This window comes from Pseudomonas aylmerensis (assembly GCF_001702265.1).
GTDB classification, from domain to species: Bacteria; Pseudomonadota; Gammaproteobacteria; order Pseudomonadales; family Pseudomonadaceae; genus Aquipseudomonas; species Aquipseudomonas aylmerensis.
Map to the genome: position 1 here is coordinate 45,357 of NZ_MAUE01000005.1, position 24,049 is coordinate 69,405.

The 24,049-nt window shown below is 58.6% G+C and carries 28 protein-coding genes and 1 tRNA gene; 12 read left to right on the forward strand and 17 right to left on the reverse strand.

Annotation, left to right across the window (positions count from 1 at the left end):
• Nucleotides 1–9 precede the first annotated feature (9 nt).
• The 4 genes from BBG20_RS03960 to BBG20_RS03975 all read right to left on the reverse strand — a co-directional run bounded on the left by BBG20_RS03960 (nucleotide 10) and on the right by BBG20_RS03975 (nucleotide 2,293).
• Nucleotides 10–789 (reverse strand): PhzF family phenazine biosynthesis protein, encoded by a 780-nt coding sequence (locus BBG20_RS03960; protein ID WP_065900450.1) that lies wholly within the window; start codon nucleotides 787–789, stop codon nucleotides 10–12.
• A gap of 96 nt (nucleotides 790–885) precedes the next feature.
• Entirely contained in the window at nucleotides 886–1,719 is an 834-nt protein-coding gene (locus BBG20_RS03965) for an EamA family transporter (RefSeq protein WP_065900452.1), read from the reverse strand.
• Between the two features lie 59 nt (nucleotides 1,720–1,778).
• The gene (locus BBG20_RS03970) at nucleotides 1,779–2,105 is read right to left on the reverse strand and encodes a DUF2388 domain-containing protein (protein WP_065900454.1); all 327 of its coding nucleotides are present in this window, start codon (nucleotides 2,103–2,105) and stop codon (nucleotides 1,779–1,781) included.
• 111 nt (nucleotides 2,106–2,216) lie between these two features.
• A tRNA-Met gene (locus BBG20_RS03975) sits at nucleotides 2,217–2,293 on the reverse strand.
• Nucleotides 2,294–2,564: 271 nt separating this feature from the next.
• Here BBG20_RS03975 and BBG20_RS03980 point away from each other — a divergent pair.
• Nucleotides 2,565–3,761: an MFS transporter gene (locus tag BBG20_RS03980; RefSeq protein ID WP_065900456.1), complete on the forward strand. Its 1,197-nt coding sequence runs from the start codon at nucleotides 2,565–2,567 to the stop codon at nucleotides 3,759–3,761.
• A 43-nt stretch (nucleotides 3,762–3,804) separates the two neighbouring features.
• On the opposite strand, the gene BBG20_RS03985 is transcribed toward BBG20_RS03980, so the two are convergent.
• Complete coding sequence (locus BBG20_RS03985) at nucleotides 3,805–4,356, reverse strand: RNA polymerase sigma factor (RefSeq protein WP_065900458.1); 552 nt, start codon at nucleotides 4,354–4,356, stop codon at nucleotides 3,805–3,807.
• 271 nt (nucleotides 4,357–4,627) lie between these two features.
• Here BBG20_RS03985 and BBG20_RS03990 point away from each other — a divergent pair, with 271 nt between their 5' ends.
• The 11 genes from BBG20_RS03990 to sctU are packed head-to-tail and all read left to right on the forward strand — an operon-like array spanning nucleotide 4,628 to nucleotide 14,765.
• Nucleotides 4,628–5,692 carry a TyeA family type III secretion system gatekeeper subunit gene (locus BBG20_RS03990; RefSeq protein ID WP_065900898.1) on the forward strand — a complete coding sequence of 355 codons (1,065 nt, stop codon included), beginning with the start codon at nucleotides 4,628–4,630 and terminating at the stop codon, nucleotides 5,690–5,692.
• Entirely contained in the window at nucleotides 5,689–7,782 is a 2,094-nt protein-coding gene (gene sctV / locus BBG20_RS03995; RefSeq protein ID WP_065900460.1) for a type III secretion system export apparatus subunit SctV, read from the forward strand. Before BBG20_RS03990 ends, sctV begins: the two co-directional genes overlap by 4 nt.
• A 34-nt stretch (nucleotides 7,783–7,816) precedes the next feature.
• Nucleotides 7,817–8,716 carry an FHA domain-containing protein gene (locus BBG20_RS04000; RefSeq protein ID WP_065900895.1) on the forward strand — a complete coding sequence of 300 codons (900 nt, stop codon included), beginning with the start codon at nucleotides 7,817–7,819 and terminating at the stop codon, nucleotides 8,714–8,716.
• A complete protein-coding gene (locus BBG20_RS04005; RefSeq protein ID WP_065900462.1) occupies nucleotides 8,713–10,071 on the forward strand; it encodes a FliI/YscN family ATPase in 1,359 nt (452 codons plus the stop codon). The genes BBG20_RS04000 and BBG20_RS04005 overlap by 4 nt, the downstream gene beginning before the upstream one ends.
• Complete coding sequence (gene sctO, locus BBG20_RS04010) at nucleotides 10,058–10,486, forward strand: type III secretion system stalk subunit SctO (RefSeq protein ID WP_065900464.1); 429 nt, start codon at nucleotides 10,058–10,060, stop codon at nucleotides 10,484–10,486. The genes BBG20_RS04005 and sctO overlap by 14 nt, the downstream gene beginning before the upstream one ends.
• Complete coding sequence (locus BBG20_RS04015) at nucleotides 10,483–10,944, forward strand: type III secretion system HrpP C-terminal domain-containing protein (RefSeq protein ID WP_065900466.1); 462 nt, start codon at nucleotides 10,483–10,485, stop codon at nucleotides 10,942–10,944. Before sctO ends, BBG20_RS04015 begins: the two co-directional genes overlap by 4 nt.
• Nucleotides 10,938–11,951: a FliM/FliN family flagellar motor switch protein gene (locus tag BBG20_RS04020; protein WP_065900468.1), complete on the forward strand. Its 1,014-nt coding sequence runs from the start codon at nucleotides 10,938–10,940 to the stop codon at nucleotides 11,949–11,951. The genes BBG20_RS04015 and BBG20_RS04020 overlap by 7 nt, the downstream gene beginning before the upstream one ends.
• A complete protein-coding gene (sctR, locus tag BBG20_RS04025; RefSeq protein WP_065900470.1) occupies nucleotides 11,948–12,601 on the forward strand; it encodes a type III secretion system export apparatus subunit SctR in 654 nt (217 codons plus the stop codon). The genes BBG20_RS04020 and sctR overlap by 4 nt, the downstream gene beginning before the upstream one ends.
• Before the next feature lie 7 nt (nucleotides 12,602–12,608).
• On the forward strand, nucleotides 12,609–12,872 hold the full coding sequence (sctS, locus tag BBG20_RS04030) for a type III secretion system export apparatus subunit SctS (protein WP_065900472.1): 264 nt from the start codon (nucleotides 12,609–12,611) through the stop codon (nucleotides 12,870–12,872).
• A 10-nt stretch (nucleotides 12,873–12,882) separates the two neighbouring features.
• Nucleotides 12,883–13,671: a type III secretion system export apparatus subunit SctT gene (gene sctT, locus BBG20_RS04035; RefSeq protein ID WP_065900474.1), complete on the forward strand. Its 789-nt coding sequence runs from the start codon at nucleotides 12,883–12,885 to the stop codon at nucleotides 13,669–13,671.
• Nucleotides 13,668–14,765, forward strand: coding sequence for a type III secretion system export apparatus subunit SctU (gene sctU, locus BBG20_RS04040; RefSeq protein ID WP_065900476.1), 1,098 nt, complete (start codon nucleotides 13,668–13,670; stop codon nucleotides 14,763–14,765). The genes sctT and sctU overlap by 4 nt, the downstream gene beginning before the upstream one ends.
• Here sctU and BBG20_RS04045 read toward each other — a convergent pair whose 3' ends face one another.
• The 12 genes from BBG20_RS04045 to pth form a co-directional block, all read right to left on the reverse strand.
• A complete protein-coding gene (locus tag BBG20_RS04045; protein ID WP_065900478.1) occupies nucleotides 14,766–15,116 on the reverse strand; it encodes a transcriptional regulator in 351 nt (116 codons plus the stop codon).
• Nucleotides 15,117–15,127: 11 nt separating this feature from the next.
• On the reverse strand, nucleotides 15,128–15,331 hold the full coding sequence (hrpT, locus tag BBG20_RS33075) for an HrpT family type III secretion system protein (RefSeq protein WP_065900480.1): 204 nt from the start codon (nucleotides 15,329–15,331) through the stop codon (nucleotides 15,128–15,130).
• Entirely contained in the window at nucleotides 15,328–17,472 is a 2,145-nt protein-coding gene (sctC, locus tag BBG20_RS04055) for a type III secretion system outer membrane ring subunit SctC (protein WP_065900482.1), read from the reverse strand. The genes hrpT and sctC overlap by 4 nt, the downstream gene beginning before the upstream one ends.
• A gap of 14 nt (nucleotides 17,473–17,486) precedes the next feature.
• Nucleotides 17,487–17,879, reverse strand: coding sequence for a type III secretion protein (locus BBG20_RS04060; RefSeq protein WP_065900484.1), 393 nt, complete (start codon nucleotides 17,877–17,879; stop codon nucleotides 17,487–17,489).
• Nucleotide 17,880: 1 nt separating this feature from the next.
• Nucleotides 17,881–18,099: a hypothetical protein gene (locus BBG20_RS04065; RefSeq protein WP_065900488.1), complete on the reverse strand. Its 219-nt coding sequence runs from the start codon at nucleotides 18,097–18,099 to the stop codon at nucleotides 17,881–17,883.
• A gap of 90 nt (nucleotides 18,100–18,189) precedes the next feature.
• The gene (gene sctL, locus BBG20_RS04070) at nucleotides 18,190–18,786 is read right to left on the reverse strand and encodes a type III secretion system stator protein SctL (RefSeq protein ID WP_065900489.1); all 597 of its coding nucleotides are present in this window, start codon (nucleotides 18,784–18,786) and stop codon (nucleotides 18,190–18,192) included.
• A 2-nt stretch (nucleotides 18,787–18,788) separates the two neighbouring features.
• Nucleotides 18,789–19,292 (reverse strand): type III secretion protein, encoded by a 504-nt coding sequence (locus BBG20_RS31600; protein WP_226939951.1) that lies wholly within the window; start codon nucleotides 19,290–19,292, stop codon nucleotides 18,789–18,791.
• 34 nt (nucleotides 19,293–19,326) lie between these two features.
• Nucleotides 19,327–20,145 (reverse strand): type III secretion system inner membrane ring lipoprotein SctJ, encoded by an 819-nt coding sequence (sctJ, locus tag BBG20_RS31605; protein ID WP_083221330.1) that lies wholly within the window; start codon nucleotides 20,143–20,145, stop codon nucleotides 19,327–19,329.
• 489 nt (nucleotides 20,146–20,634) lie between these two features.
• The gene (locus BBG20_RS04075; protein ID WP_065900490.1) at nucleotides 20,635–20,832 is read right to left on the reverse strand and encodes a hypothetical protein; all 198 of its coding nucleotides are present in this window, start codon (nucleotides 20,830–20,832) and stop codon (nucleotides 20,635–20,637) included.
• Nucleotides 20,833–21,012: 180 nt separating this feature from the next.
• Nucleotides 21,013–21,936 carry a sigma 54-interacting transcriptional regulator gene (locus BBG20_RS04080; RefSeq protein ID WP_065900491.1) on the reverse strand — a complete coding sequence of 308 codons (924 nt, stop codon included), beginning with the start codon at nucleotides 21,934–21,936 and terminating at the stop codon, nucleotides 21,013–21,015.
• A 305-nt stretch (nucleotides 21,937–22,241) separates the two neighbouring features.
• Entirely contained in the window at nucleotides 22,242–23,342 is a 1,101-nt protein-coding gene (ychF, locus tag BBG20_RS04085; RefSeq protein ID WP_065900492.1) for a redox-regulated ATPase YchF, read from the reverse strand.
• 21 nt (nucleotides 23,343–23,363) lie between these two features.
• A complete protein-coding gene (pth, locus tag BBG20_RS04090; protein WP_010213318.1) occupies nucleotides 23,364–23,948 on the reverse strand; it encodes an aminoacyl-tRNA hydrolase in 585 nt (194 codons plus the stop codon).
• Between the last annotated feature and the right edge of the window lie 101 nt (nucleotides 23,949–24,049).

Below are 24,049 nucleotides of genomic sequence, written 5' to 3' on the forward strand. Positions count from 1 at the left end.
CGTGCTTTTCTACAGGTAAAGAGTGCCCTGCATATACAGCGCGGCCTTGCCGGAAATAATCACTCGGTCGCCCTTGAGCTCGCAACGCAATTGGCCGCGACGCTTGCCCCCCTGTTCGGCGGTGAGTTGCTGTTTACCCAGGCGCTCGGCCCAGAGTGGCGCCAGCGAGGTGTGCGTGGAGCCGGTAACCGGGTCTTCATTGATGCCCACGTTCGGGCCGAACCAGCGCGAGACAAAGTCAAACCGGGTGCTTCGGGCCGTCACCGCGATGCCGCGTTTGGGCAGGCCCTTGAGGCGTGCGAAGTCTGGTGTGAGCGCGGCGACCTGGGCCTCATCGTCGACCACGACGAGGTAGTCATCGGTGCCGAATACGTGCGCGTTCTCGATCCCCAATGCACTCAACATCCCGCTGGGCGGTTCGCAGCGCTGCGGCTGCTTGGCCGGGAAGTCCATCACCAGTTCGTCGCCATTGCGCGTAACCCGAAGCTCGCCGCTGCGGGTGGCAAAGCGCAGCACGTCAGGCGCATTCCCCAATTGATGGATCAGCACCCACGCCGCCGCCAACGTGGCATGACCGCAGAGGTCGACTTCGACTTCCGGGGTCAGCCAGCGCAACTCGTAGAACTCGCCACGGGGCACGAAGAACGCCGTCTCGGACAGGTTGTTTTCGGCGGCGATGTTGTGCAGTTGCTCATCGGGCAGCCATTCGGTGAGCGGGCAGACGGCCGCCGGGTTGCCGCCGAAGACGTGCTGGCTGAAGGCGTCGACTTGGTAGATATCCAGTTTCATCCGGGGCACTCCGTGTGTGGGGAGGCTGGACACTAACAGTGGCTCAGGAGAGCGTCAAAATACAGATGCGCAGTTTTTTTGCGCGCATGCACCCGCTCAGCCCAGGCGCAAGACCATTGCGCCGGCGGCAATGATGCACGCGGCGACGATGCGCACTCGCGTGAGATGTTCCTTGAGCACCCACGCCGAGATCACCACGCCAAACAGGATCGAGGTTTCCCGCAGCGCCGATACAGTGGCGATGGGGGCTTGCGTCATCGCCCACAGGGCCAGTCCGTAGGACGCCAGCGTGCCGGCTCCGCCGACAAGGCCGAGTCGCCCATTGCGCAGGACGTAGCGGCAAAACTCCGCCCGCCGGGTGACTAACGCCCAGGCGGCAAGCGGGAGGCCGGTGAGCAGGAAAATCCACAGTGTGTAGGCCGCTGGCGCGCCGGACTGACGCACACCCCAGCCATCGATGAGCGTGTAGCCGGCGATCACGCCGGCGTTGATGAGTGCCAGGATCAACCCTTTTCTCTGCCCGGCCGAAGGGCCGGCAGCCATGCTCAAGATGCCGAGGGAAATCACCGCAATCCCGAGCCAGGCAGACGCCGATAATGGCTCGGCCAACACCAACACGCTGACCACGGCCACCAGCAACGGCGCGGTGCCACGCATGATCGGGTAGGTCTGGCTCATGTCGGCGATGCGATAAGTCGAGGCGACCAGTACGAAATACACCACCTGCAAAACCACCGAGGCACCAATGAACGGCCAACTCTCCTTCGCCGGCAGCGCCAGGAAGGGGACGACAGCCAACGCAATCAACGACGCGACGGACGCGATCATGCAGGTGGTCATCAGTTTGTCTGTGCCGCCTTTGACCACGGCATTCCAGGTAGCGTGGAGCGCCGCGCCGAGCATGATGATCGCGAAGACGTCGAGGCTCATGAGTTGCGGCTTGTGTTATCAAGCATTGCCATCGCCATGTGGGCTCTCCCGTTTGCTTGTCAGTAGGTCACGGCAATGGCCTGGGCCAGTTGCATGTCATTCATGTGCGGCGCCGGGTAGGACGCGTGGTCGGCCCTGACCGCGAGTTCAAACTGCGCGCTACGGATATCGCCATCCGAGCCGATGAATGCCAGGGCATCGCGCTTGGCGGCGGCGAGCCTTTCGAACGGCTTGGAGGTCAGCCACGTGGTGCCGGCGGTGAGCAGGCACGGCACGCCCGTGGTCACCATCGTGGCACGCTCCAACGGGCTTCTGCCCTCGGCAGCATGCGCGAGCAGGGGCGGGGTTGAGCGTGCGAGTGCAAGCAGCAGAAACTTGGCGGCCATCGAACACTGATTCCGTTTAGTGCTGGGAGAGGGCGGGATCTTAGCAGTTGGCCGTGCTTTTCTGCGGGCATAAAAAAACGGCCTACCTTTCGGTAAGCCGTTTTTAGTACTTGGTGGCTACACAGGGACTTGAACCCCGGACCCCAGCATTATGAATGCTATGCTCTAACCAACTGAGCTATGTAGCCAAGTGGCGCGCATTATTCGCGTAGAACGACAATGCGTCAAGCGTTTATTTTGAATTTTTATCTACGCTTTCAACTGTTTAACCTGAATGGGCGGATCTGGCGACGAGTGGTGCGCCAATTCGCGGTGGCGTGCAGTGCATCCGTCGCGCTGACGACTGTCAGGGGGCACGCAGTCGTTAGCGTGCTAACGGGATAGCCTTCCCACCGGCAAAAGTGGCACATTGTCGCACCTGCACCTGTGCACTTCCCCCTGCGGTACGGAAACCTTCCCATGGCTTTGAACACCCCCACGACCACCGGACAGACCAGCCCGCTGGTGATGCGCATCATCGGCGCGGTGGCGCTGGCCCATTTGATCAACGACCTGATCCAGTCGGTGCTGCCGTCTATTTACCCGATGCTCAAGGCCAGCTACGGCCTGACATTCACCCAGGTCGGGCTGATTACCCTGACCTTCCAGCTCACCGCGTCGTTGTTGCAACCGTGGGTGGGATATTACACCGACCGGCATCCGCAGCCGTTTCTATTGCCATGCGGGATGATCTGCACCCTGGTGGGCATTCTGATGATGTCCCAGGTGGGCAGTTTCCCGCTGATATTGCTGGCGGCCGGCCTGATCGGTATCGGCTCCTCGACCTTTCACCCGGAAGCCTCCCGTGTGGCGCGGTTGGCTTCGGGCGGGCGCTATGGCCTGGCGCAGTCGACGTTCCAGGTTGGCGGGAATGCCGGTTCTGCATTCGGCCCGTTGCTGGCGGCAGCGATCATCATCCCTTTCGGGCAAGGCAATGTGGCGTGGTTCGGCCTGTTCGCAATTTTTGCGCTGGTGGTGCTGTATGCCATCAGCCGTTGGTACCGCAACCACCTCAATCTGTTCAAGCTCAAGGCCGGCCAGGCGGCCACTCATGGCCTGTCGAAAAAGCGCGTCATGAGCGCGTTGGTGGTGCTGGGCCTGCTGGTGTTTTCCAAGTATTTCTACATGGCCAGCATCACCAGTTACTTCACCTTTTACCTGATCGAAAAGTTCGACCTGTCGGTCGCCAGCTCGCAGTTGCATCTGTTCCTGTTTCTCGGTGCAGTGGCGGCGGGGACGTTCTTTGGCGGGCCGATTGGCGACAAGATCGGCCGTAAGGCGGTGATCTGGTTTTCGATCCTTGGCGCGGCGCCCTTTACCTTGTTGATGCCTCACGTGGACTTGTTCTGGACCAGCGTGCTCAGCGTGATCATCGGCTTCGTGCTGGCCTCGGCATTCTCGGCCATCGTGGTCTATGCGCAGGAGTTGGTGCCGGGCAATGTGGGGATGATTGCGGGGGTGTTCTTCGGGCTGATGTTCGGCTTCGGTGGGATCGGCGCGGCGCTGCTCGGGCACTTGGCAGACATTCATGGTATCGAGTACGTGTACACGCTGTGCTCGTTCTTGCCGTTGTTCGGGCTGCTGGCGATCTTCCTGCCGCGTACCCGCAAGTCCTGAGGGCGTTGGGCAGATATCCCTGCCGCCCAACACCAGGCTTGTGCTACGGGTAGGTCGAATTGCGGGTGACGCGTTTGAGTTGTTCGCGTGCCCGCGACAGGCGTGAGCGAACGGTACCGATCGGAATGTCCAGCACGTCGGCAGTGTCCTGGTAGCTGCCGTCGGTTTCCAGCGAGGCGTACAGCGTTTTACGCATTTCGGGCGGCAGGTGGTCAATCGCGCTCAGGGTATTTTCCAGGCGGCGGTTGACCTCGAACTCCCAATCCAGACTGTTGTTTTCTTCCTGGCCATGCCACAGCGACTCATCGAATTCGCAATGCACAGGCTTGGCATACATGCGCCGAAAGTGATTGCGGATCAGGTTCTGCGCGATGCCGCACATCCAGGTGCTGAGGGTTGCCGTGCCGCTGAACCGTTCGCGATTGCGCCAGGCCTCAAGGTAGGTCAATTGCAGAAGGTCGTCCGCATCTTCCGGATTGAGCACACGCTTGTGAATGAAACGCCGGAGTTTTTTTTGCTGGTCGTCGGTCAGGTGGAGCATGAATTGAGGCGAGCTGCCAACGAGATGAGCTAAAGCATCAATAGGGATATTCATGATGTTTTCCTTTGGGTAGACGCAGTCGAAAGGATGTCGACAGGAACCCATTAGCACTGCCTGTGCCAATCATGAAAAACCTAATAAAGCATTGATTTATATATAGAAATATCTTGAATTGAGTCGATTTTGAGCAAGTTCTTGCACTTCTCGACGAGGCTTTGTGCAAGTCTTTTCAAGTGCGCGTTGATGTGGAATGCAATGGAACCGTATGCATCTGTTTCGCCACACAGGGAAACACTCTTCCTGTGCCGGTCTGAACACTATGCCCATAGACGTCAATTCCAAAAGCGATGTGCACGCCATCCCGCGCCTTGAGTCGCCCGTCATCAGTAAGACCTCCGTGCCGGTGTCCGACAAAGGGGTGGATGAACTCGCGTATCTGTTCAGTCAGGAAGTGGAAGTCAATCAGCGCTTGTTGGGCGAGCGGAAGATAGGCACGCGTGTGCCCCCGGTCCAACAGATCATTCAGCTTTATGAACAACTGGGGCACCCGGCCCAGGCGACCCTGGCAGCCATTTCGCGTCGCCTCAGGCTGCAATTGCAACAACAGCCTGCGGTGAGCAAGCTGCTCGCGCTCACGGGCGGAGACCCTGCACGCGCGTTCGTGGTCCTCAAGCATGTGGCAGCCCAGGCGGACGCTGAAGCGCGCCCGACCGAGGCGGCCCTGGCGCGCGATGCCATTGCCAGGCTGGAGGTCGGGTTCAAAGGCGAAATCCAGGCGGGCCTGAACACCGCCTTGTCATTGCAGGTGGCCGGTCTCGATCCGCAGGCGCGTCAGGAGCTGCGCATGCTCTACTACGCCAGCGTGGTCGTGCGGCAATCCCCGACCTTGATGATGAAGGAACTGCTCAGGCTCTACGGTGGCGAGCGGTTTCACATTGGCCTCCAGGCGATGTGCAAGGCCTTGGCGGATGATATTGCGGCATTGGTGTCGTCGAGGCCCCCGCCGTTGTTGCGCACCTTGTTGCTGAGTCTGAACAGCTGCGGGCAGTTGAATGGCGTGTGGGCCGGTTGTCGGGCATTGATCGAGCGCCTGGCCATCGCGCATGACCCGGTGGAGCTGTTGCAGCGCATGCTGACTTACGCCGGCAGCGGCATCGACTCCACTGAACTCCTGACCTTGGGCCATGACCTGGGCGGTGGTCCGGCCTTGCGTCAACTGGTCGCCCTTCACGCGCTTCATCCGCTGTTCAAACAGTTGCCCTTGGCCTTGTGGCCTGACAGGCAAGTACGCCAGGACACCCTGCAACGGTTCGTGGCCGTGATGGACGAGTTGGACCTGCACCTGCGCGGGCGCACACGGTTTACCGTGGTGCCGAGGTCCCTGGCGTGACCGTGCTGCTGGCCATCAACCGTGTATTGCTTAAAGTTGCCCAGCGCGCCGAAGTGCTGGGCGCTGTCGTGGTCCTGGCCATCGTCTTCATCTTTATCGTGCCGCTGCCTACCTGGCTGGTGGACATTCTGATCGCGCTGAATATCTGCATTTCCTGCCTGTTGATCGTATTGGCGCTGTACCTGCCGGGGCCCCTGGCGTTCTCCTCGTTTCCGTCGATCCTGCTGTTGACCACCATGTTTCGCCTGGCGCTGTCGATTGCGACCACGCGCCTGATCCTGTTGGAACAGGACGCCGGAGACATCGTCGAGGCCTTCGGCAATTTCGTGGTGGGGGGCAACCTGGCGGTGGGGATGGTGATCTTTCTGATCCTGACCCTGGTCAACTTCCTCGTGATCACCAAGGGCTCGGAGCGGGTCGCCGAGGTCGCGGCGCGTTTCAGCCTGGATGCAATGCCCGGCAAGCAGATGTCGATCGACAGTGACCTGCGCGCGGGCCTGATCGACGGAGCACAGGCACGCGACAAGCGTGAGCAGCTGTCCCGCGAGAGCCAACTGTTCGGGGCCATGGATGGCGCCATGAAGTTCGTCAAGGGTGACGCCGTCGCCGGTTTGATCATCGTGGTCGTCAACCTGTTGGGCGGCTTCTCCACGGGTATGTTCCAGCACGGCTTGAGTGCCGCTGATTCGATGGCGTTGTACTCGGTGTTGACCATCGGCGATGGCCTGATTGCACAGATCCCGGCGCTGCTGATCTCCCTGACCGCCGGCATGATCATTACCCGCGTGGCGCCGGATGCACGCAGGGGGGTGAGTAACATGGGTGCCGAAATCGCCCGGCAAATGACCAGTGAGCCCAAGAGTTGGATGATTGCGTCGGTGGGCATGCTCGCGTTTGCAATTGTCCCCGGTATGCCGACTGGGGTATTTATCTTCATTTCGCTGATCACCGGCGGCCTGGGTTATTACCTGATGCGCAAGCGTCAGCAAGAGGCGAAGCCTGCCGCTGAGGCGGCTCCGGCGGTTCGTCCCGAAGAAAATGGCCAGGAGGATCTTCGCGGGTTCGATCCTTCACGACCCTATCTGCTGCAATTTCCCGCGGCGCTGCGCGGGACGCCCGAAGTCACCGAGCTTATCCATGGCATCCGCCAGTCTCGAAATTCACTGGTCGCCAACATTGGCCTGACGTTGCCGCCGTTTGAAGTCGAACTCGATGACACCCTGGCCAACGATGAAATGCGGTTTTGTGTGCATGAAGTGCCGATGGTCAAGGCTTCGGTCGTCAGTCGCCTGGCGGTCGACAGCCAGGCGCTGACGGTTGAGCCGGCTGATGGGATACCGGGGCTGGTCGATCGCGATGAACAGGGCTGGGTCTGGCTGGCGCCCGATGATCCGTTGCTGGATGACCCGCAATTGGAGCGCTTCACGTCGACGGAGCTGATCCTCGAGCGCATGAAAAAAGCCATGATGCTCAGCGGGCCGCAGTTCCTGGGGATCCAGGAGAGCAAGTCGATCCTCGGCTGGCTGGAGCATAACCAGCCGGAGCTGGTGCAGGAGCTGCAGCGCATCATGCCGCTGTCGCGTTTCTCGGCGGTGTTGCAACGCCTGGCCGGCGAAGGCGTACCACTGCGGGCTGTGCGGCTGATTGTCGAGTCACTGATCGAGTACGGCCAGCATGAGCGTGAACCGGAAGCCCTGGCCGACTATGCGCGCATCGCCCTCAAGGCGCAGATCTTCCATCAGTACCGAGAGGCCGACGGGCTGCATGCCTGGCTGCTCTCGCCGCATTCGGAAAACATCCTGCGCGAGGCGCTTCGCCAAACCCAGACCGGCGTGTTCTTCGCCCTTGAGGACGAATACAGCGCGGCGTTGATCAACCTGCTCAATCAGGCCTTTGCGATAAGAGCAAAAAGCAAGAGTGTGATGCTGGTTGCGCAGGACCTGCGCAGCCCTTTGCGCACTCTGCTGCTGGAAGAATTCAACCATGTTCCGGTGCTGTCGTTTGCCGAGTTGAGCAGCACCTCCAAAGTCAAAGTGCTGGGACGTATCGACCTGGGCCAGGACGAACTCATGCGTGGTGCAGTGGCATGAGTCTTTGGCGTTGGCCAGCGTGGAGGGGGCGGTGATGTTTGAATTACGCGTGCTTGATGGACAGCGCCAGGGTGCTGCCTTGCCGCTGTTTGGGGAGCAGTGGAGCATCGGTGCCCATCTGGACGCTGACCTGGTACTCAATGATCCCGAGGTGGTCGAGCAGCATGCGCGACTGCGGCTTATCGATGCCCAGTGGTCGGTGCAGGCCGAGGCCGGGCTGTTGCAGAGCGCCGAAGGACAGGTACTGGCACAGATTGCGAGCCTGGTGCCGGGGGTTCCGTTTTCGGTCGGAGGCGTGCGCTTGTGTGTCACCTTGGCCGATCAGCCCTGGCCGCAGGCTGCAGCCCCCGTGCAAGCGCCACCGCCGCCCGCCACTGAACCCGTGCCGGCGCTGAAGTTGTCGTCCATATCCCATTCGCAGCAAAAGCGCTTGATCAGCCTGGTGCTGGTCGTGGCGGTGATCATCGCGGTGATGAGCATGCTCCCCACCGGGGAGCACGATGCACAGGCGTCCTTGATGCCGCCAGTGGTTCAGAAACACGAGTTGGCATCGCCGTTTGAAGTGCGCCAGCAGCTGCTGAAGATGCTCAGCGAGCGTGAGTTGGGCCAGCGAGTCAGCTTGCAAGTGATCAATGGCCAGGTCGCGCTCAATGGGGATGTCTCCCAGGACGATGTGGAACTGGTGGCGCGCATGCTCGCCCGTTTTGGTGAGCAGTTCGACAGCGCGGTGCCGGTGATCAGCCGTGTGCGGGCACGTGACTCGGCGCTGCCGTTCAGGATTGTGCAGATCGTCGGAGGGCCCAATGGCCATGTGGTCCTGGACGAGGGCAGCCGGCTGTTTGTCGGTGATGAAGTGGAAGGGTTGCGACTGGTGCTGATCGACAACAGCAAGGTGGTCTTCGATGGTGTGCAGCGTTACGAGGTGCGCTGGTGAGTACGGAATTGCAAGCGCGGCTCGACGTTTGGCAGCAGCGCCAGGCGCAATCACTGAGCAACTTTGCACCAGTGACGGTGCGCGGGCGAATCCAGCGCGTCAACGGCATGCTGCTGCAGTGCCGGCTGCCCCAGGCGCGTATCGGTGACTTGTGCCAGGTGGAGAAAAACCCGGGGGAATTCATGCTGGCCGAGATCATTGGCTTCGATAACCAGGACGCGGTACTCAGCGCCTTGGGCAACCTTGAAGGCGTGAAGGTGGGCGCCAGCGTGGAGCGCCTGGGGGTATCGCATCGGGTGCAGGTCAGCGATGCCCTGCTGGGGCAGGTGCTGGATGGGTTCGGTCGACCGATTGCGGGGGAGGGCCCCAGTGCGTTTGTCGAGTCTGACCTGCCGGACACCAGTGCCGTGTTGTGTGAAGCGCCATTGCCCACCGAACGGCCGAGGATCCACCGCGCACTGGCGACCGGGGTGCGTTCGATCGATGGCTTGCTGACGCTTGGCGAAGGTCAGCGTGTAGGCCTGTTCGCCGGTGCGGGGTGCGGCAAGACCACCTTGCTGGCCGAAATCGCCCGTAACGTGGAGTGCGATGTCATCGTATTCGGCCTGATCGGCGAGCGGGGTCGCGAGCTGCGTGAGTTTCTCGACCACGAACTGGATGATCAACTGCGCGCCAAAGCGGTGCTGGTGTGTGCCACGTCCGATCGCTCCAGCATGGAGCGCGCCCGCGCAGCCTTCACGGCCACCGCATTGGCCGAAGGGTTCCGGCGCAAGGGGCAGCGGGTATTGCTGCTGATTGACTCGCTGACCCGTTTTGCCAGGGCCCAGCGCGAAATCGGCCTGGCTGCCGGCGAACCCTTGGGGCGCGGCGGTTTGCCACCCTCGGTGTACAGCCTGCTGCCACGGCTGGTGGAGCGCGCCGGTCTGACGCGTGACGGCGTGATCACGGCGATCTATACGGTGCTGATCGAGCAGGACTCCATGAACGATCCGGTGGCCGATGAAGTGCGCTCGCTGCTCGACGGCCATATCGTGCTGTCACGCAAATTGGCCGAGCGCGGGCATTACCCGGCAGTGGATGTGCTGGCGAGCCTTTCGCGGATTTTAAGCAACGTGGCGACACCTGAAGACATCCAGGCCGGTACCGGTTTGCGCCGATTGTTGTCGGCTTATCAACAGATCGAACTGATGCTCAAGCTGGGTGAGTACCAACCCGGCAGTGATGCCCTTACCGACCTGGCGGTGGACAGCCGCCAGGCGGTCGATGGCTTCCTGCGCCAGGATCTGCGCGAGCCCACGCCGATGATGGTGACGCTGGAGCAACTCAAGGAGCTGACTACCCATGTCCCATTCTGATGTGTTGCAAGCGGACGTCGAGACGTTGCGGCGCCTGCGCCGGCATCGCGCCGATCGGGCCGAGCGAGCGCTGCGCGAGGCCAAGCGCGCCCAGCAGGCCCTGCTTGCGCATATCCAACAGGCCCAGGATGCGCTTGAGCACACGCGACTGGAGGAGGCCCGGCAAAGTGCCGAGTTGCTCAGTCGGCATCAAGGCCAAGTGATGACGCTCAAGGCCCTGAAATCCTGGGGCGCGCAGGAGCGCTCGTTATCGGCCAGTACCCGGCGAGAAATGGGCCAGTTGGAGGCGTTGCGGGGCCAGCAGGACGACAAGCAAAGCCGTGTCGGCACGGCACAGAAACAGGTCACCGAATGCCTGCGGCAAGTGGAGAAACTTCAGGAGTTGTCTCTTTTACTGGCTCAGGAGCCGATATGAACCAGGTTTCAAATAAACCCAGCGAGCGGCCACGTCCACGTGACGCGCGTGAGGAACGTGAGCCACGGGCCACCGGTGCGGTGGAGTGGGAGCAGGGTCGACTGTTCGCTCAGTTGTTTACCGATAACGATGAAGGCACCGGGTCGGGAGCGTCCCTGGCGGGAATCAAGACACCGGCCAGTGTCGCCATGATCGAGGCCCTCGCCGAACAACTGGCACCGCGCATACAGGCCGGGGCCCAGTGGCCACTGCAGGCCGTGTTGTATCTGCCCCGGCTGGGGCGGATCAAGGCCAGCGTGCACCGTGAGCAGAGTGCCTGGACCATCGAGCTGGAAGCGGAGCATGACGCCACGGCCCGCTGGCTCAGTGGTGTGCGACAACAGTGTGAGGAGCGGTTTTCGGGCGCGCTGGGGCTGCCGGTCAATCTGCTTGTGCCTGACGCCGGGTGCGCATGCTAGTGCCGCTGCTGACCTTACCTTTGATCAAGAGCGATACCGTTGCCGCACGCCATCGACTGGGGCGCGGCTTGTGCCTGGCGTTCCAGGTTGCCGGCCAGGACGGTGAGCTGCGGCTGGAGCCGGGGCGCGCGTCCGCAGGGGCCAAGGCGGTGTGCTTTGAAACCGTGTGTGGCGTGCTGGCGCTTGCGGAAGCGGGGCCGCTGCTCAGCTTGCTGGGGGAGTGCCCAGTGACATTGGCGCCCTCCGGCAACGATCCGGATTCGTGGTTCTGGGCACTGTTCCAGCATCACCTGAGCCCGCAGGTGAGCGCGTTATTGGGCTACATGCGATTGCTGGAGACCGATCGCCCCAAGGGCTTTGGTTGCCGACTCAGCGTAACCCTGGGGGCCGCACGGGTCGCGAGCTATATGTGGCTGGCGCCCCAGAGCTTCCTGGCGTTATGCGAGGCGGGACCGTGGCGCGCCACTGCCGCACCCATGCCGGCAACGTTCCAACTGGCACTCGCGGTGACCCTTGGGCGTTTGCAATTGCCGATAGCCCAGGCGCGTGGCCTGCGTACCGGTGATGTGCTGCTGCTGGAGCAGAGTTTTTTTCAAGCCCAGGGCAACGGCTACATACAGGTTGGAAAACAGAGGCTGCATGGGTGCATTGATGATGCTTGCGGACCCTTGTGTCTGACCCTTACTTCTATTGAGGACACGTCCGTGGACGAAGAGTTTGCAGCGCCCCATTACTCGGGGTATGAGGAAGATGAGCCGGTGGTGGATGTCTTCGGCCATGAGCCATTCGATGAGCTGAGCATGGCGCTGAATGTGCGCTGCGGGACGTTGAACCTGACGCTGGGCGAGCTGCGAAACCTGGGCCCCGGCTCGGTACTGGGCATCAGCGGCTACGCGCCTGGCATGGCCGGTCTTTACTACGGTGATCGGCCTATTGGCCAGGGGCAGTTGGTGGAAGTCGACGGGCGCCTGGGGTTGCAGTTATCCCGTGTGTTGTTCGGCCGATGATACTCCAGGGGCTCGATCCCCTCGTTCTTGCGCTATTTCTAGGTGCATTGTCGTTGATGCCCATGCTGCTGGTCATCTGCACATCGTTCTTGAAGATTGTGATCGTGCTGATGATTACCCGAAACGCCATCGGTGTGCAGCAGGTGCCGCCGAGCATGGCCATCAATGGCATCGCCTTGGCAGCGACGCTATTTATCATGGCGCCGGTTGGGTACGAAATCGCCGAAAGCGTCAAGGCGTCGCCGTTGGACATGAGCAATGTGCAAACGGTACTGCAGACCGGAGGAGAGGCTATCAAGCCGTTGCGCGCCTTCATGCTGCGCAACGTGGACCCGGACGTGCTGACGCATCTGTTGGAAAACACCGCACGCCTGTGGCCGCCACAAATGGCCCAGGAGGTGGAGCGCGAGGACCTGATCCTGCTGGTCCCGGCGTTCGTATTGTCGCAACTGCAGGCGGGGTTCGAGATCGGTTTCCTGATCTATATCCCCTTCATCGTCATCGACCTGATTGTGTCCAACCTGCTGCTGGCGCTGGGCATGCAAATGGTCTCGCCGATGACCATTTCCCTGCCGCTCAAATTGCTCTTGTTCGTGCTGGTGTCCGGTTGGTCACGGTTGCTCGACAGTCTGTTCCTTTCCTATCTCTGAGTGGCTTATGGAACCTATCGTGCTGTTCAAGCAGGGCATGTTGCTGGTGGTGGTGCTGTCCGCGCCACCGTTGATCGTGGCGGTGGTGGTGGGGGTGCTGACTTCCCTGGTGCAGGCGCTCATGCAGATACAGGACCAGACACTGCCCTTTGGCGTCAAGCTGGTAGCGGTGGGCATCACGTTGATCATGACGGGGCGCTGGATCGGTGTGGAGTTGATCCAGTTGATCAACCTGACCTTCGACATGATCGGCCGTTCGGCCCTGAACTGAGGGTTCGCCTGTGCTGCTCTATCTCGAGTTCCTGCCCAGCCTGGTGATCGGCATGGCGCGTATCTATCCCTGCGGCATTCTGGTGGCGGCGTTTTGTTTTCAACATATACGCGGCATGCTCCGGCACACCCTGGTGATGGTCATGGCACTGATGCCCGCACCGGGTATCCATGCGGCGTTGGAGGGCCAGGATTACTCGGCGCTGATGCTCGGCGCCCTGGTGCTCAAGGAGCTGGCGCTGGGGGTGTTGTTGGGGGTGCTGCTGGCGATGCCGTTCTGGATGTTCGAGGCGGTGGGGGCGCTGCTGGATAATCAGCGCGGCGCCTTGGCCGGTGGCCAACTCAACCCTTCACTGGGGCCGGATGCAACGCCGATCGGGCACTTGTTCAAGCAACTGGCGATTTTCCTGCTGATGGTCAGCCTGGGGTTGGGCGCCTTGACCCAGGTGATCTGGGACAGCTACCTGATCTGGCCGCCCACCGTATGGTTTCCGCTCCCCGCGCCGAATGGCATGAGTGTGTTCGTCGGCCTGCTTGGCGATACCTTCACGCACATGATGTTGTACGCCGCGCCCTTCATCGCGGTGCTGCTGTTGCTGGAGTTCGGTATTGCGCTGCTGGGGGTTTATAGCCAGCAATTGCAGGTGAGTACGCTGGCGCCGCCGGTCAAGAGCCTGGCCGGTATTGGCATTGTGCTGTTGTACTTTGCGCTGCTGCAGGACCTGATTGTCGGGCGCATGCTCGAGTTGGGCGACCTTAAACATTCACTCGGGCTGTTGTTCAAGGCCGCGGTGCCATGAGTGATTCAGGCGAAAAGAAGCACCCGGCTTCAGCCAAGAAGCTGCGCGACCAACGCAAAAAAGGCCAGGTCGCGCAAAGTCAGGACGTCCCCAAGTTACTGGCGCTCACGGCCATCAGTGAGATCGCCTTGTTCACCGCCGAGACCAGCCTGCAACGCTTCCAGCAAATGATGGTGTTGCCGATGTCGCGCTTCAACCAGCCGTTCGCACGAGCGCTGGAAGAAGTGCTGGTTGATGGGCTGGTCATGTTTTTCTCGTTCTCCCTGTTGATGGTTGGCGTGGTGATTGCCACGAAGCTGATCAGCAGCTGGATGCAATTCGGGTTGTTGTTCGCACCGGAAACCCTGAAGCTCGATTTCAATCGGCTCAACCCGGTCAGCCAGGTCAAGCAGATGTTCTCAGCCCAGTCGGTGATGAATCTGCTGATGAGCATCACCAAGGCATTTCTTATCGGCCTGATTGTGTACCTGGTGGTCTGGCCTTCGTTAGGGGTGTTGATCAACCTGGCGAACAGCGATCTGCAAAGTTATCTGCTGGCGCTGATAGCCCTGTTTCGTCACTTGCTGCACGCCTGTCTCGGACTGTTACTGGTGCTGGCGCTGATCGACCTGAGTTTGCAGAAGCACTTCTTCGCCAAGCGCATGCGCATGACCCAGGTCGAAGTCGTCAAGGAGTACAAGGACATGGAAGGCGACCCCCATGTGAAAGGCCAGCGCCGCGCGTTGGCGCACCAACTGGCCCAGGAGGAGCCGAAGGTCAAGCTGCCCAAGCTGGAGGAGGCCGATATGCTGGTGGTCAACCCGACGCACTTTGCTGTCGCCCTGTACTACCGGCCCGGTAAGACGCCGCTGCCGTTGCTGATCAGCAAAGGCACCGACGCCGAGGCCCGCACGTTGATCGTACGAGCCAAGGCCGCCGACGTGCCGGTGATCCAGTGTGTGTGGCTGGCTCGCATGCTCTATACGAAACAGCTGGGCGCAAGCATTCCTCGTGAAACCCTGCAGGCCGTGGCGCTGATCTATCGCACCTTGCGCGAACTGGACGATGAAGCCAAGCGCGAGACCCTGGAATTGCCGGAGCTTGAGCGCCGCTGATCAGCGATTGGAAGGTGTGTCCAGGGCGCTCAGGTTGGCCAGCGACAACATCCGACTGAGGACCTTGTCGAGCGTACCAGGCACAGCAGGCAGTGCGTGCCAGATCACCAGGGCGTGCTGGGCGTCGAGGTAGATGAAACAGCCATCGTACAACGTCGCATGCTCAAAGCGCCGCTCCAGTACCCATTGCAGTTGCCCCGGTTGCAACACTTCGCGAGCGACATGCAACGCCAGCCCCGGCTGCTGGCCGGCTTGCTGTTTGCACACCTTGATTCCAGGCGCGAGTGACAGGTGAGCGGCAGTGCCGCTCACCAGATTCTGCAGAAACACCTGGCGTTGTGCGTCGGGCATTTCCGGGAGGCTCATCGTTCGAGCGAGATCGTTTGATAGTCCGCCCGTTCCCCGGCAGGACCAGGCTCGACGCGCATTTGCGCCGGCCACCAGATCACCATTTTGTTTTGGCTCGATTGCGGGCGAGAGCACGAGTCGCCCTTGCAGGTCGGGGTGCAGCCGGCGACGAGCAGCGCAGTGCCGATCAGGGTGACGCAGAGTAGGCGGTGTTTCATGGCGTAGCCTTTTGAGCGGGAGTGATCAAGGAGGGGCGGGGCACACTGAGGTGTTCATCCTTTACGACGGGGCGCATCGCGATAAATACCTCGGCTTCTTCGCCAGGCTTGAGCCAGGCGCGCGGCCAGACGCTGACGGCCAGGGTCTGCGAGTTGCTGCATTCCTTTTCGTCGATACGCACATTGCGCTTGAACTGATTGCGCAGCACCACGACGGCCACGTTGTACTCAGGACCCGCATACCACTGGCTGCGCTCGGTGTTCAGCGCGAGCAAATCCCGTGTACTGCATAAGGTGTTCAGCCCCAACGGCATCGGTGCAGCCTTGAAGGCCTTGGGGACTTCGCCACTGACCAGGTGCGCCAGGGTGCTGATGATGTCGCTGCGCTTGATTACCGGCTGGTGAGGGGCATACCGCCTGGCCAGCGGTGTGAGCGCGGCCTGCAAATCAACCTGGTCGGCCTGGGGCAAGTAGCGCGAGGGGTCGGCCTGGTCGCCGATGACCCTCGGGGTCAGGATAAACAGGCGTTCACGTCGATTGTTCTGCCGTTCGGTCGAGGAAAACAGTGCCTTGCCCAGCAGCGGGATATCCCCCAGCAGCGGGACTTTGTTGTGCTTGTCAGTGCTTTCAGTCACGTGGAACCCGCCGACCACCAGCGAACGCTTTTCCGCCATCACCGCCTGGGTGCTGACTTTGCCGCGACGGACATCCAGGTTGCCGGGGAGGGGGTTGGTCTCGTCGAAATTGCCGTCTTCGATATCCACCACCAAGTGGATCTGATGGCCGCCACGGCTGGTGATGACGCGGGGTACGACCTGGAAGCTGGTGCCCACGGTGACCGGCAAAATGGTTGCGTTCTCTCTACCGGGCGTCAGGTATTGCGTGCGGTTGAAGTCGATGACCGCCGGCTGGTTTTCCAGGGTGAGCACCGAAGGGTTGGAGACCATGGTTGCCAGCCCCTTGGCTTCCAATGCGCGTATGTCGGCATAGAAGCGATCGCGATTTTCAATCGTCAGTTGCGACGAGGTGCCCGGCGACACGTTGGCACCACCGCGGAAGCGGCTGTTCTGGAAACCCCAGTTCACCCCGAACTCACGCAACTGCGTGCGCTCGATATCGAGAATGATCGCGTCGATTTCCACCAGCTTGCGCGCCACATCGAGTTGAGTGATCAGCTCGCGATACATGGCCTGGCGTTCCGGCAGGTCATAGATCAGCACGGCGTTATTGCGTATATCGGCCTCGACGCGAATCCGGCTGTTGGAGGTCGATGCGCGTGAGGTGAGCGTGGGACCGAGGTCCATTTGCGCCGGGTTGGCGTTTGCCCCGAGCATCTGGCCCAGCAACGGGTTACCCAATCGGGGAATGTTGGGCGTGAGCGGTGCGGGTGGTGATGTGGGACGTTGGCTCAGTGCCGATAGCGACGAGGGCGCCGAGGTGGACCGCGGTTCCAGCAGCCCGCGCAGAATGCTGGCAACGCCCGGGACAGCAAGCTTCTCGCCGCGATAATCGACATGACGGTCCGCCGCATTCGCGAACTTCAGCGGGTAACTCAGCACGCTCTGTTTTTCATCCGGAGAGCGGCGTTGGCTGCTGAACTGTTTGATCTGCTCGATGTAGCGCCGAGGACCGGAGACGAGCACCACGCCATCTTCGGGCAACTCACCCCAGCCGAATCGGCTGTCGAGCAAGCCGATATCGGTGAGCGCTTGCTTGAGGTCTGAAATGGTTTCGGAGGAGACCTCCAGGCGCGCGGACTCCTGCTGGTCGAGGGTGCTGATATAGAGGGTGTTGTTGTAGAGGTACCACTGGAAACGGTGCTCTACACCGAGACGGTCGAGCATCGACTGCGGGGTATTAGCGCGTATCTTGCCGTTGACGTTACCCTCCAGCAGGCCTTCGACTTGCAGTTGCGTGCCGAAGGTCTGGGCGAAGTCTTCGAGTACATCGCGCAGGGGTTTGTGTTCGGCCTCGTAGGCGTAGGCGGTGTTTTTCCATTCTGGGGGAATGGCTGCCAGGGTGCTTTCCAGGGGGGCAAGCAACCAGGGCAGTACAATCAAACAGCGCCATTGGGGGCGTTTTGATAGAGGTGCAGACGAGACTGTACCCAAGCGGTCGTGCTTGTAGATTTTGTTGTACATGGGAATTCTCTGATTTAGTAAGGCAGCGAGCGCAGCGAAGTGGGAGTGAATTTCTGGGCCGGTCTTGCAAGGCGTGCGGCCATCGCGGACCAGGTATCGCGTTGGTTGAGCAGGGATTCGAGGCTCCCACGTAAATGGTCTTCGTCGCGCACGTCATTCAGAAATCGAATCAACCAAAGCTCACCAATCATCGGCACCTGGGAGAGTACTCCCTGGAAATGATTGAGGCTGGCACCTCCCAGCCGCATCCAAGTTTGTAGCTGTGATTTATCCGGTTGATAGTGAGTCAGTTGGACTCGCAGCAACACAGCATTTGAATAGCGCTGCAGGCTTATTGTGTAGTTATCTTCGTACAGCGTTAACGTTTCGGTGCGGCTGCTCAGCCATTTGGCAAGGACGGTTTTCAATTTACTGTATGCTATCAAGCGCTGACTTGAACATCATGTGCTTTGCTCGATTATGCTCACTAAAGGTGTATTCTGACATGCGTCTCTTGAACGCAAGCTCAAAGAACAGCTCCATGTCCTCTTCTGAACCCGAGTTATTTTTTAATGACGCATCGTAGTCATTTTCGATCCGTTTTACGTCTCGCAGAAGTTTTAGTCTGAAGTCTTTATAAAAGCTCATGTGATTGCTCCTTTTGTGTTTCTTCTTTGTGGTTAGTGTTTCGAGATGGTTCCCTCTGTGGCAATTTTTTTGGTGTGTAAGAAAACTCTTTCAATGCTGGCGGCTTGAAGGAGGATTCCTGTGTTTTAACAATGCATCGAGCATTGAAGCCCATTCAATGCGAAAGTCACCCTCGTCAGTATTTAAGACAAGTGTTTGAGGTTTGATTGTATCATCGGGGCGAACTACCCAGAGCGTATTACCGCCGTTGGCGAGGCAGTGTGTCACGGTCTCGAGCTCAAGGGGGTGGCAAAGTAATATCGCCCTGACCGCTGGGATTTGGCTTATCAGCAATTGATGAGTCAACGCTTTCAGTCGTTGTTGGGAAGGCGTCTCTTCAAGTAAAAGAAAAATAGCCTTGTTTGCAATTGACGTGGCATATTCTTCGACGCTTTCACATATAGATTGATAGTCGACTTCCCAGCGTTCGAGTTGGGCATTCGCACGGTGCCAAAATTCAGCACCGCATTTTTCCAGTATTTCCTCGCGTTGTTCGGTTGCCAACTGCAGTAGTTGTTTGGCTTGGGCCTTTGCATGATCTATCAGTTGAGTAGCGTGAATGTAACTTTCCAGCGTTTCGCGCAAGATCAGAGTTTGTGGGAGAGAGGCAGCACATTTGGGCAATTCGATTTTATTCCTGCAGAACATTCTCAGTCTCCGGGCTCCTTAGAGTCAGGAGCAATACTCGGTGCAATACGCCAGACGACCGCCTGCCACAGAGTATCGAGGCGGCTAAGGCTGTCGTCGAGCAAAAAAGTTTGTTTTTCCAGCTCTAAAATACGCGAACGAGGAAAGCGCAATCTGATGCGTTGCCATGTCTCAGAGGGAACCCAAGTACGTAGCAACTGCAAGGGGTCATCATCGGGCTGTAATATATCAAGTGGCAGCGTTTTGGAGAGTCGAGTGCACCACTGATTTTGGCTCTCATCCAATACACTCGTCTGGGTGTGGCGGCATGTACTATCAATCAATGCCAACGCCAGTTCGAGTTGATCTGTTGAGGCGAGGGCGAGCTTAAGTAAAGTCGGCTGAGGGTTTGGAGGCAGACAGGGAACAATGCCGTAAATATTGGCCGCGCACTCCTGATGACTACGGATACGCTTTCTAAGCTCAACGTATCTATCAACGGCCGCCCAATCATTATGACAAGACATCCAAGGCGCGCTCCACCAACGAGCCCATGCAAGATTATTCATTGAGTGGGTGGGAGGGAGCAGGGGAACGGTTTGCTGCTTGGGTATCAAAGGCCGGAGCTGGTAATGCTCGCTGCACTCGATTGCGCCAGAAAACGATGGCGATTATCAGCAGTGCCAGCGCAATAATTGAGAATGTAACGCTGGCTCGCCAAAAGCCAAGATCAGTCCCAGGCACAAGGAACGGACCGAAGTAAGTTAGACTTTGTTGCTCCAAGTAGGCTGTAGCTGGGACGAATACAACCGTTAATTTTTGCGGGTTCTCGACCGCAGTTGTCATGCCGGGGATACTGCTGGCTACCATTCTCCGAACACGAGCGCGTATGTTGTCGGGATCAAGCCGGGGATCATGTTTTATGAACACCGACGCGGAGGCGGGTTGTACGGGTTCCCCCGGTGCAACGCGTTCGGGTAGCACCACGTGCACTCGAGCTACGATAACTCCGTCGATATTTGACAACGTCGTCTCCAATTCTTGGGACAAGGCATAAATGTAGCGTGCCCGTTCCTCGAGGGGCGTTGAGATAACTCCTTCTTTACGAAAGGTGTCTCCCAGCGTTGCTCGGGCAGCCCTAGGGAGTCCGACGGCCTCTAGAGTGCGTACGGCACGTGCAATATCGGTTGCATTGACAGCCACTGTTACTCCATCTTTGGCAGGAATCTTGGTGGCGCGAATATGTTTGTCCGCCAGTTCCGCGATCACCTCGTTAGCTTCCTGCTCGGAAAGCTGACGATGAAGTTCTACGCGATCACTGCAGGCACTCAGCATGAATAAGAGGGATAGCGTTAACGCTTTAAGCAGGGGATGCGTCATAGTTATCTACTGAAGGTTGCAAATCTTATCAACGCACTGTGCGCTTTTACCGATGCTTTTAACTGCTATATGCGTTAGCAATACTGCGTCGGACAGATGGCCTGGATATTTACGCGCTTCGTCAATGCGCCCACGCTCGCTCAAGGCTCGTAAACTTTTTGTCATACTTTTAGTCAGCACGTCCAGTTTGTCCGATACCTCGGAAATAGCATTTTTCGGCGAGGTATGATTTGTCTCCTTGTGAGGGGATGATGACGGAGCTATTAATGAGTTGAAAAAGTTGACATCGGTAGATAAGGGGGATGAGTCGTGTGCGCTGGAGGTACCATCAAACTGATTTTCTTTAGTGGGTGTTGTTCTCTCAATAATCATGGGCACCTACTATGTAAATATTCAGGATAGAGCGTGCTGAGCATTTGAATGAGTTTGCTTGCATTCGCATTTTCTGAAAAGACCTTCCCGACACGATGTGCCGAGAAGGTCGGCAAATTATCGGAGGTCACTAATTGCCGCTTTGATGCCAGAGGTATTAGCGTTTGCCACCGATTTCGCGGTATTGATTACAAGGTCTGCCCTCTTTTTCGCTTCCAAGCCCTCAAGGGTCGCATCTGCGGATGATTCGCTCATACCACCCCTAATATTCATCATATTGTCGTAAGGGGACATGCTATTAGAACCGATATTCATATTGTCTGCTCCACACTGAGTAAATTAAGGGATTCAGCCATACCTACATAGAATGTGAATGTCTTGTATCGCTGATCCGTACTATCAGTGGTCCAAATGGTGAATGCGTTCCGCCCATTTCAGAAGAGGATATTTCAAAATGTTTAATTTCATGGGGCAGGGCGACTGATGTCTTATTTTTCACGTCAGAGATATGTTCAATTGTTTCATTCGATAGTAGAGCGTTCGCTTGGCAACTCCTAACTCTACCGCCGCACTGTCAACGCAGTGGCGGTGTCGACGAAGCGATTCTTCGATCAGTGATTTTTCGATTTGTTGCAAGCGGCTCTTGAGCGGCAGTTGCCTATTTGGGTGATCATCGAGCGGGGTTAGCAGGGGTGGAAGTTCCAACACGAAGCGTTTGGCGGCCGAGCGTAGTTCTCGGGCATTGCCAAGCCACGAGTGACACAAGAGTTGTTGTAGCAATTCGCTGGACGGTGGGGGGGCAGGACACTGGAAGTGCTCAGCCTCTTGACGAATCATGCTCAAGAACAATGGGATAATTCTCTCCCGGCGTTCACGTAGGGGAGAGAGCTGGATGTTCACAACGTTCAGGCGGAAATATAGATCGCGCCTGAACGCCCCTTGCTCGACCATCTCATGCAACGACCGCTGGGCGGACGCGATAACGCGCATATCCACGGCGATAAACCGAGTTGAGCCTAAGCGTTCGACGCCGCGGCACTCCAGTACACGCAGTAGCTTGGCTTGAAGGAGAAGAGGCATACTGTCTATTTCATCTAGGTACAATGTGCCGAGATGAGCAGCTTCGATAAATCCTGCTCGTGATTGAGTCGCTCCTGTATAGGCGCCGCTGTTAACACCGAACAATTGGCTCTCCGCAAGGCTTTCCGGGATCGCCGCACAGTTCACCGCAACGAAGTTGCCACGCCGCCCTGATAAGCGATGAACCCGTTGCGCCAAGGTATCCTTGCCGGTGCCAGTTTCTCCGAGTAACAGGATGTCAATGTTGAGGGTGGCTGTGCTTTTAAGTGTGTTTTCAATGTCGGGACCATCAATGAGTGAAATTGCCGTTTCATTTTCCATGTTGAAGGTAGCCGGCATTGACGAATGCTTCCTTGTTTGTATTAAAAAACGGTATGCACGCGGTGACCATTGGGAGCAGATTATAGAGGTTTCGAATCAGTATTAAGGCGCTTAGAAGGGCAGGTGTTGTAGGAGAGTGTCTTTCAGTTATATCGAAGAGGTCGCGTTGATTCTGTCTTGGCTTATAACTAACAAGTCAGCAGGAAAAGTCTGAGGGTGTTTAATATTTTGATGTAAGCATGGATTAGGCTTAAGTGATCGCCCACAAAAAAGCCGATGCAATGCATCGGCTTTTAGTGTGCGGTGTCAACCGCGGTTAGCGCTTATACGTTAAAGCGGAAGTGCATCACATCGCCATCTTTCACAATGTAATCCTTACCTTCCAAGCGCCACTTACCGGCTTCCTTGGTACCCGCCTCACCTTTGTACTGGATGAAGTCGTTGTAGGCGATCACCTCAGCGCGGATGAAACCTTTTTCGAAGTCGGTGTGGATCACACCTGCGGCTTGTGGCGCGGTGGCGCCGACCTTGACGGTCCACGCGCGGACTTCTTCCACGCCGGCGGTGAAGTAGGTCTGCAGGTTGAGCATCTCGTAGCCCGCGCGGATTACGCGATTCAGGCCAGGTTCGGTCAGGCCCAGGGCCTCGAGGAACATGTCCTTCTCTTCGCCGTCATCGAGCTCGGCGATTTCTGCTTCGATCTTGTTGCACACCGGCACCACAATCGCGCCTTCTTCGTCGGCAATGGCCTTGACCACGTCGAGCAGCGGGTTGTTCTCGAAGCCGTCTTCAGCGACGTTGGCGATGTACATCACAGGCTTGGTGGTCAGCAGGTGGAAGCCCTTGATCACGGCCTTCTCGTCAGCGCCCATGGTCTTCATCAGGCTGCGTGCAGGCTTGCCTTCGGTGAAGTGAGCGATCAGTTGCTCCAGCAGGCCTTTCTGGACCACTGCATCCTTGTCGCCTCCCTTGGCGTTACGTGCGACTTTCTGCAGTTGCTTCTCGCAGCTGTCGAGGTCGGCGAAGATCAGTTCCAGGTCGATGATCTCGATGTCACGCTTAGGGTCAACGCTGTTGGAGACATGGATCACGTTGTCGTCTTCAAAGCAGCGGACCACGTGGGCGATGGCATCGGTTTCACGGATGTTGGCCAAAAACTTGTTGCCCAGGCCTTCACCTTTCGACGCGCCGGCAACCAGGCCCGCGATGTCGACGAATTCCATGGTGGTCGGCAGGATGCGCTTGGGATTGACGATGGCCGCCAGTGCTTCCAGGCGCGGATCCGGCATCGGCACGATGCCGCTGTTGGGTTCGATGGTGCAGAAGGGGAAGTTCTCCGCCGCAATACCGGACTTGGTCAAGGCGTTGAACAGGGTGGATTTGCCGACGTTGGGCAGGCCGACGATGCCGCAATTGAATCCCATGGTGTTTCCCCTCGGTAAGAGTCAGGCCTTCTGGCTGTGCAGGTTTTTCATCGCACGGTTCCATTCACCGGCGAAGATATCCGGCAGCACGCCGAGGGCAAAGTCGATGCTGGCATCGAGTTTTTCCTGTTCGGCGCGTGGCGCACGACCCAGGACGAAATTTGAAACCATACTGGCGACGCCTGGGTGGCCAATGCCGAGCCGCAGACGGTAGAAATTATTCTGATTGCCCAATTGCGCAATGATGTCGCGCAAGCCGTTGTGCCCGCCATGCCCGCCGCCAAGCTTAAGCTTGGCAACGCCGGGTGGCAGGTCCAGTTCGTCATGGGCCACCAGGATCTCTTCGGGTTTGATCCGGAAGAACCCCGCAAGCGCCGCGACAGCCTGGCCGCTGCGGTTCATGTAGGTGGTGGGAATCAGCAGACGAACATCCTGACCTTGATGCGAGAAGCGCCCGGTCAGGCCAAAATATTTGCGATCGGCCACCAGGTTCACACCTTGGGCATGGGCGATACGCTCAACAAAAAGGGCCCCCGCGTTATGCCGGGTCTGTTCGTATTCGGCGCCTGGATTTCCCAGGCCAACGATCAGTTTAATGGCAGTCACGACAGGGGCCCTTCCTTTGGAGTTGTGGATAACATCGCTACACCTGCGTGCGGCGAAAGTGGACGACAAGAGATCATTTACTCAAGAGTAAACGCCGCGTT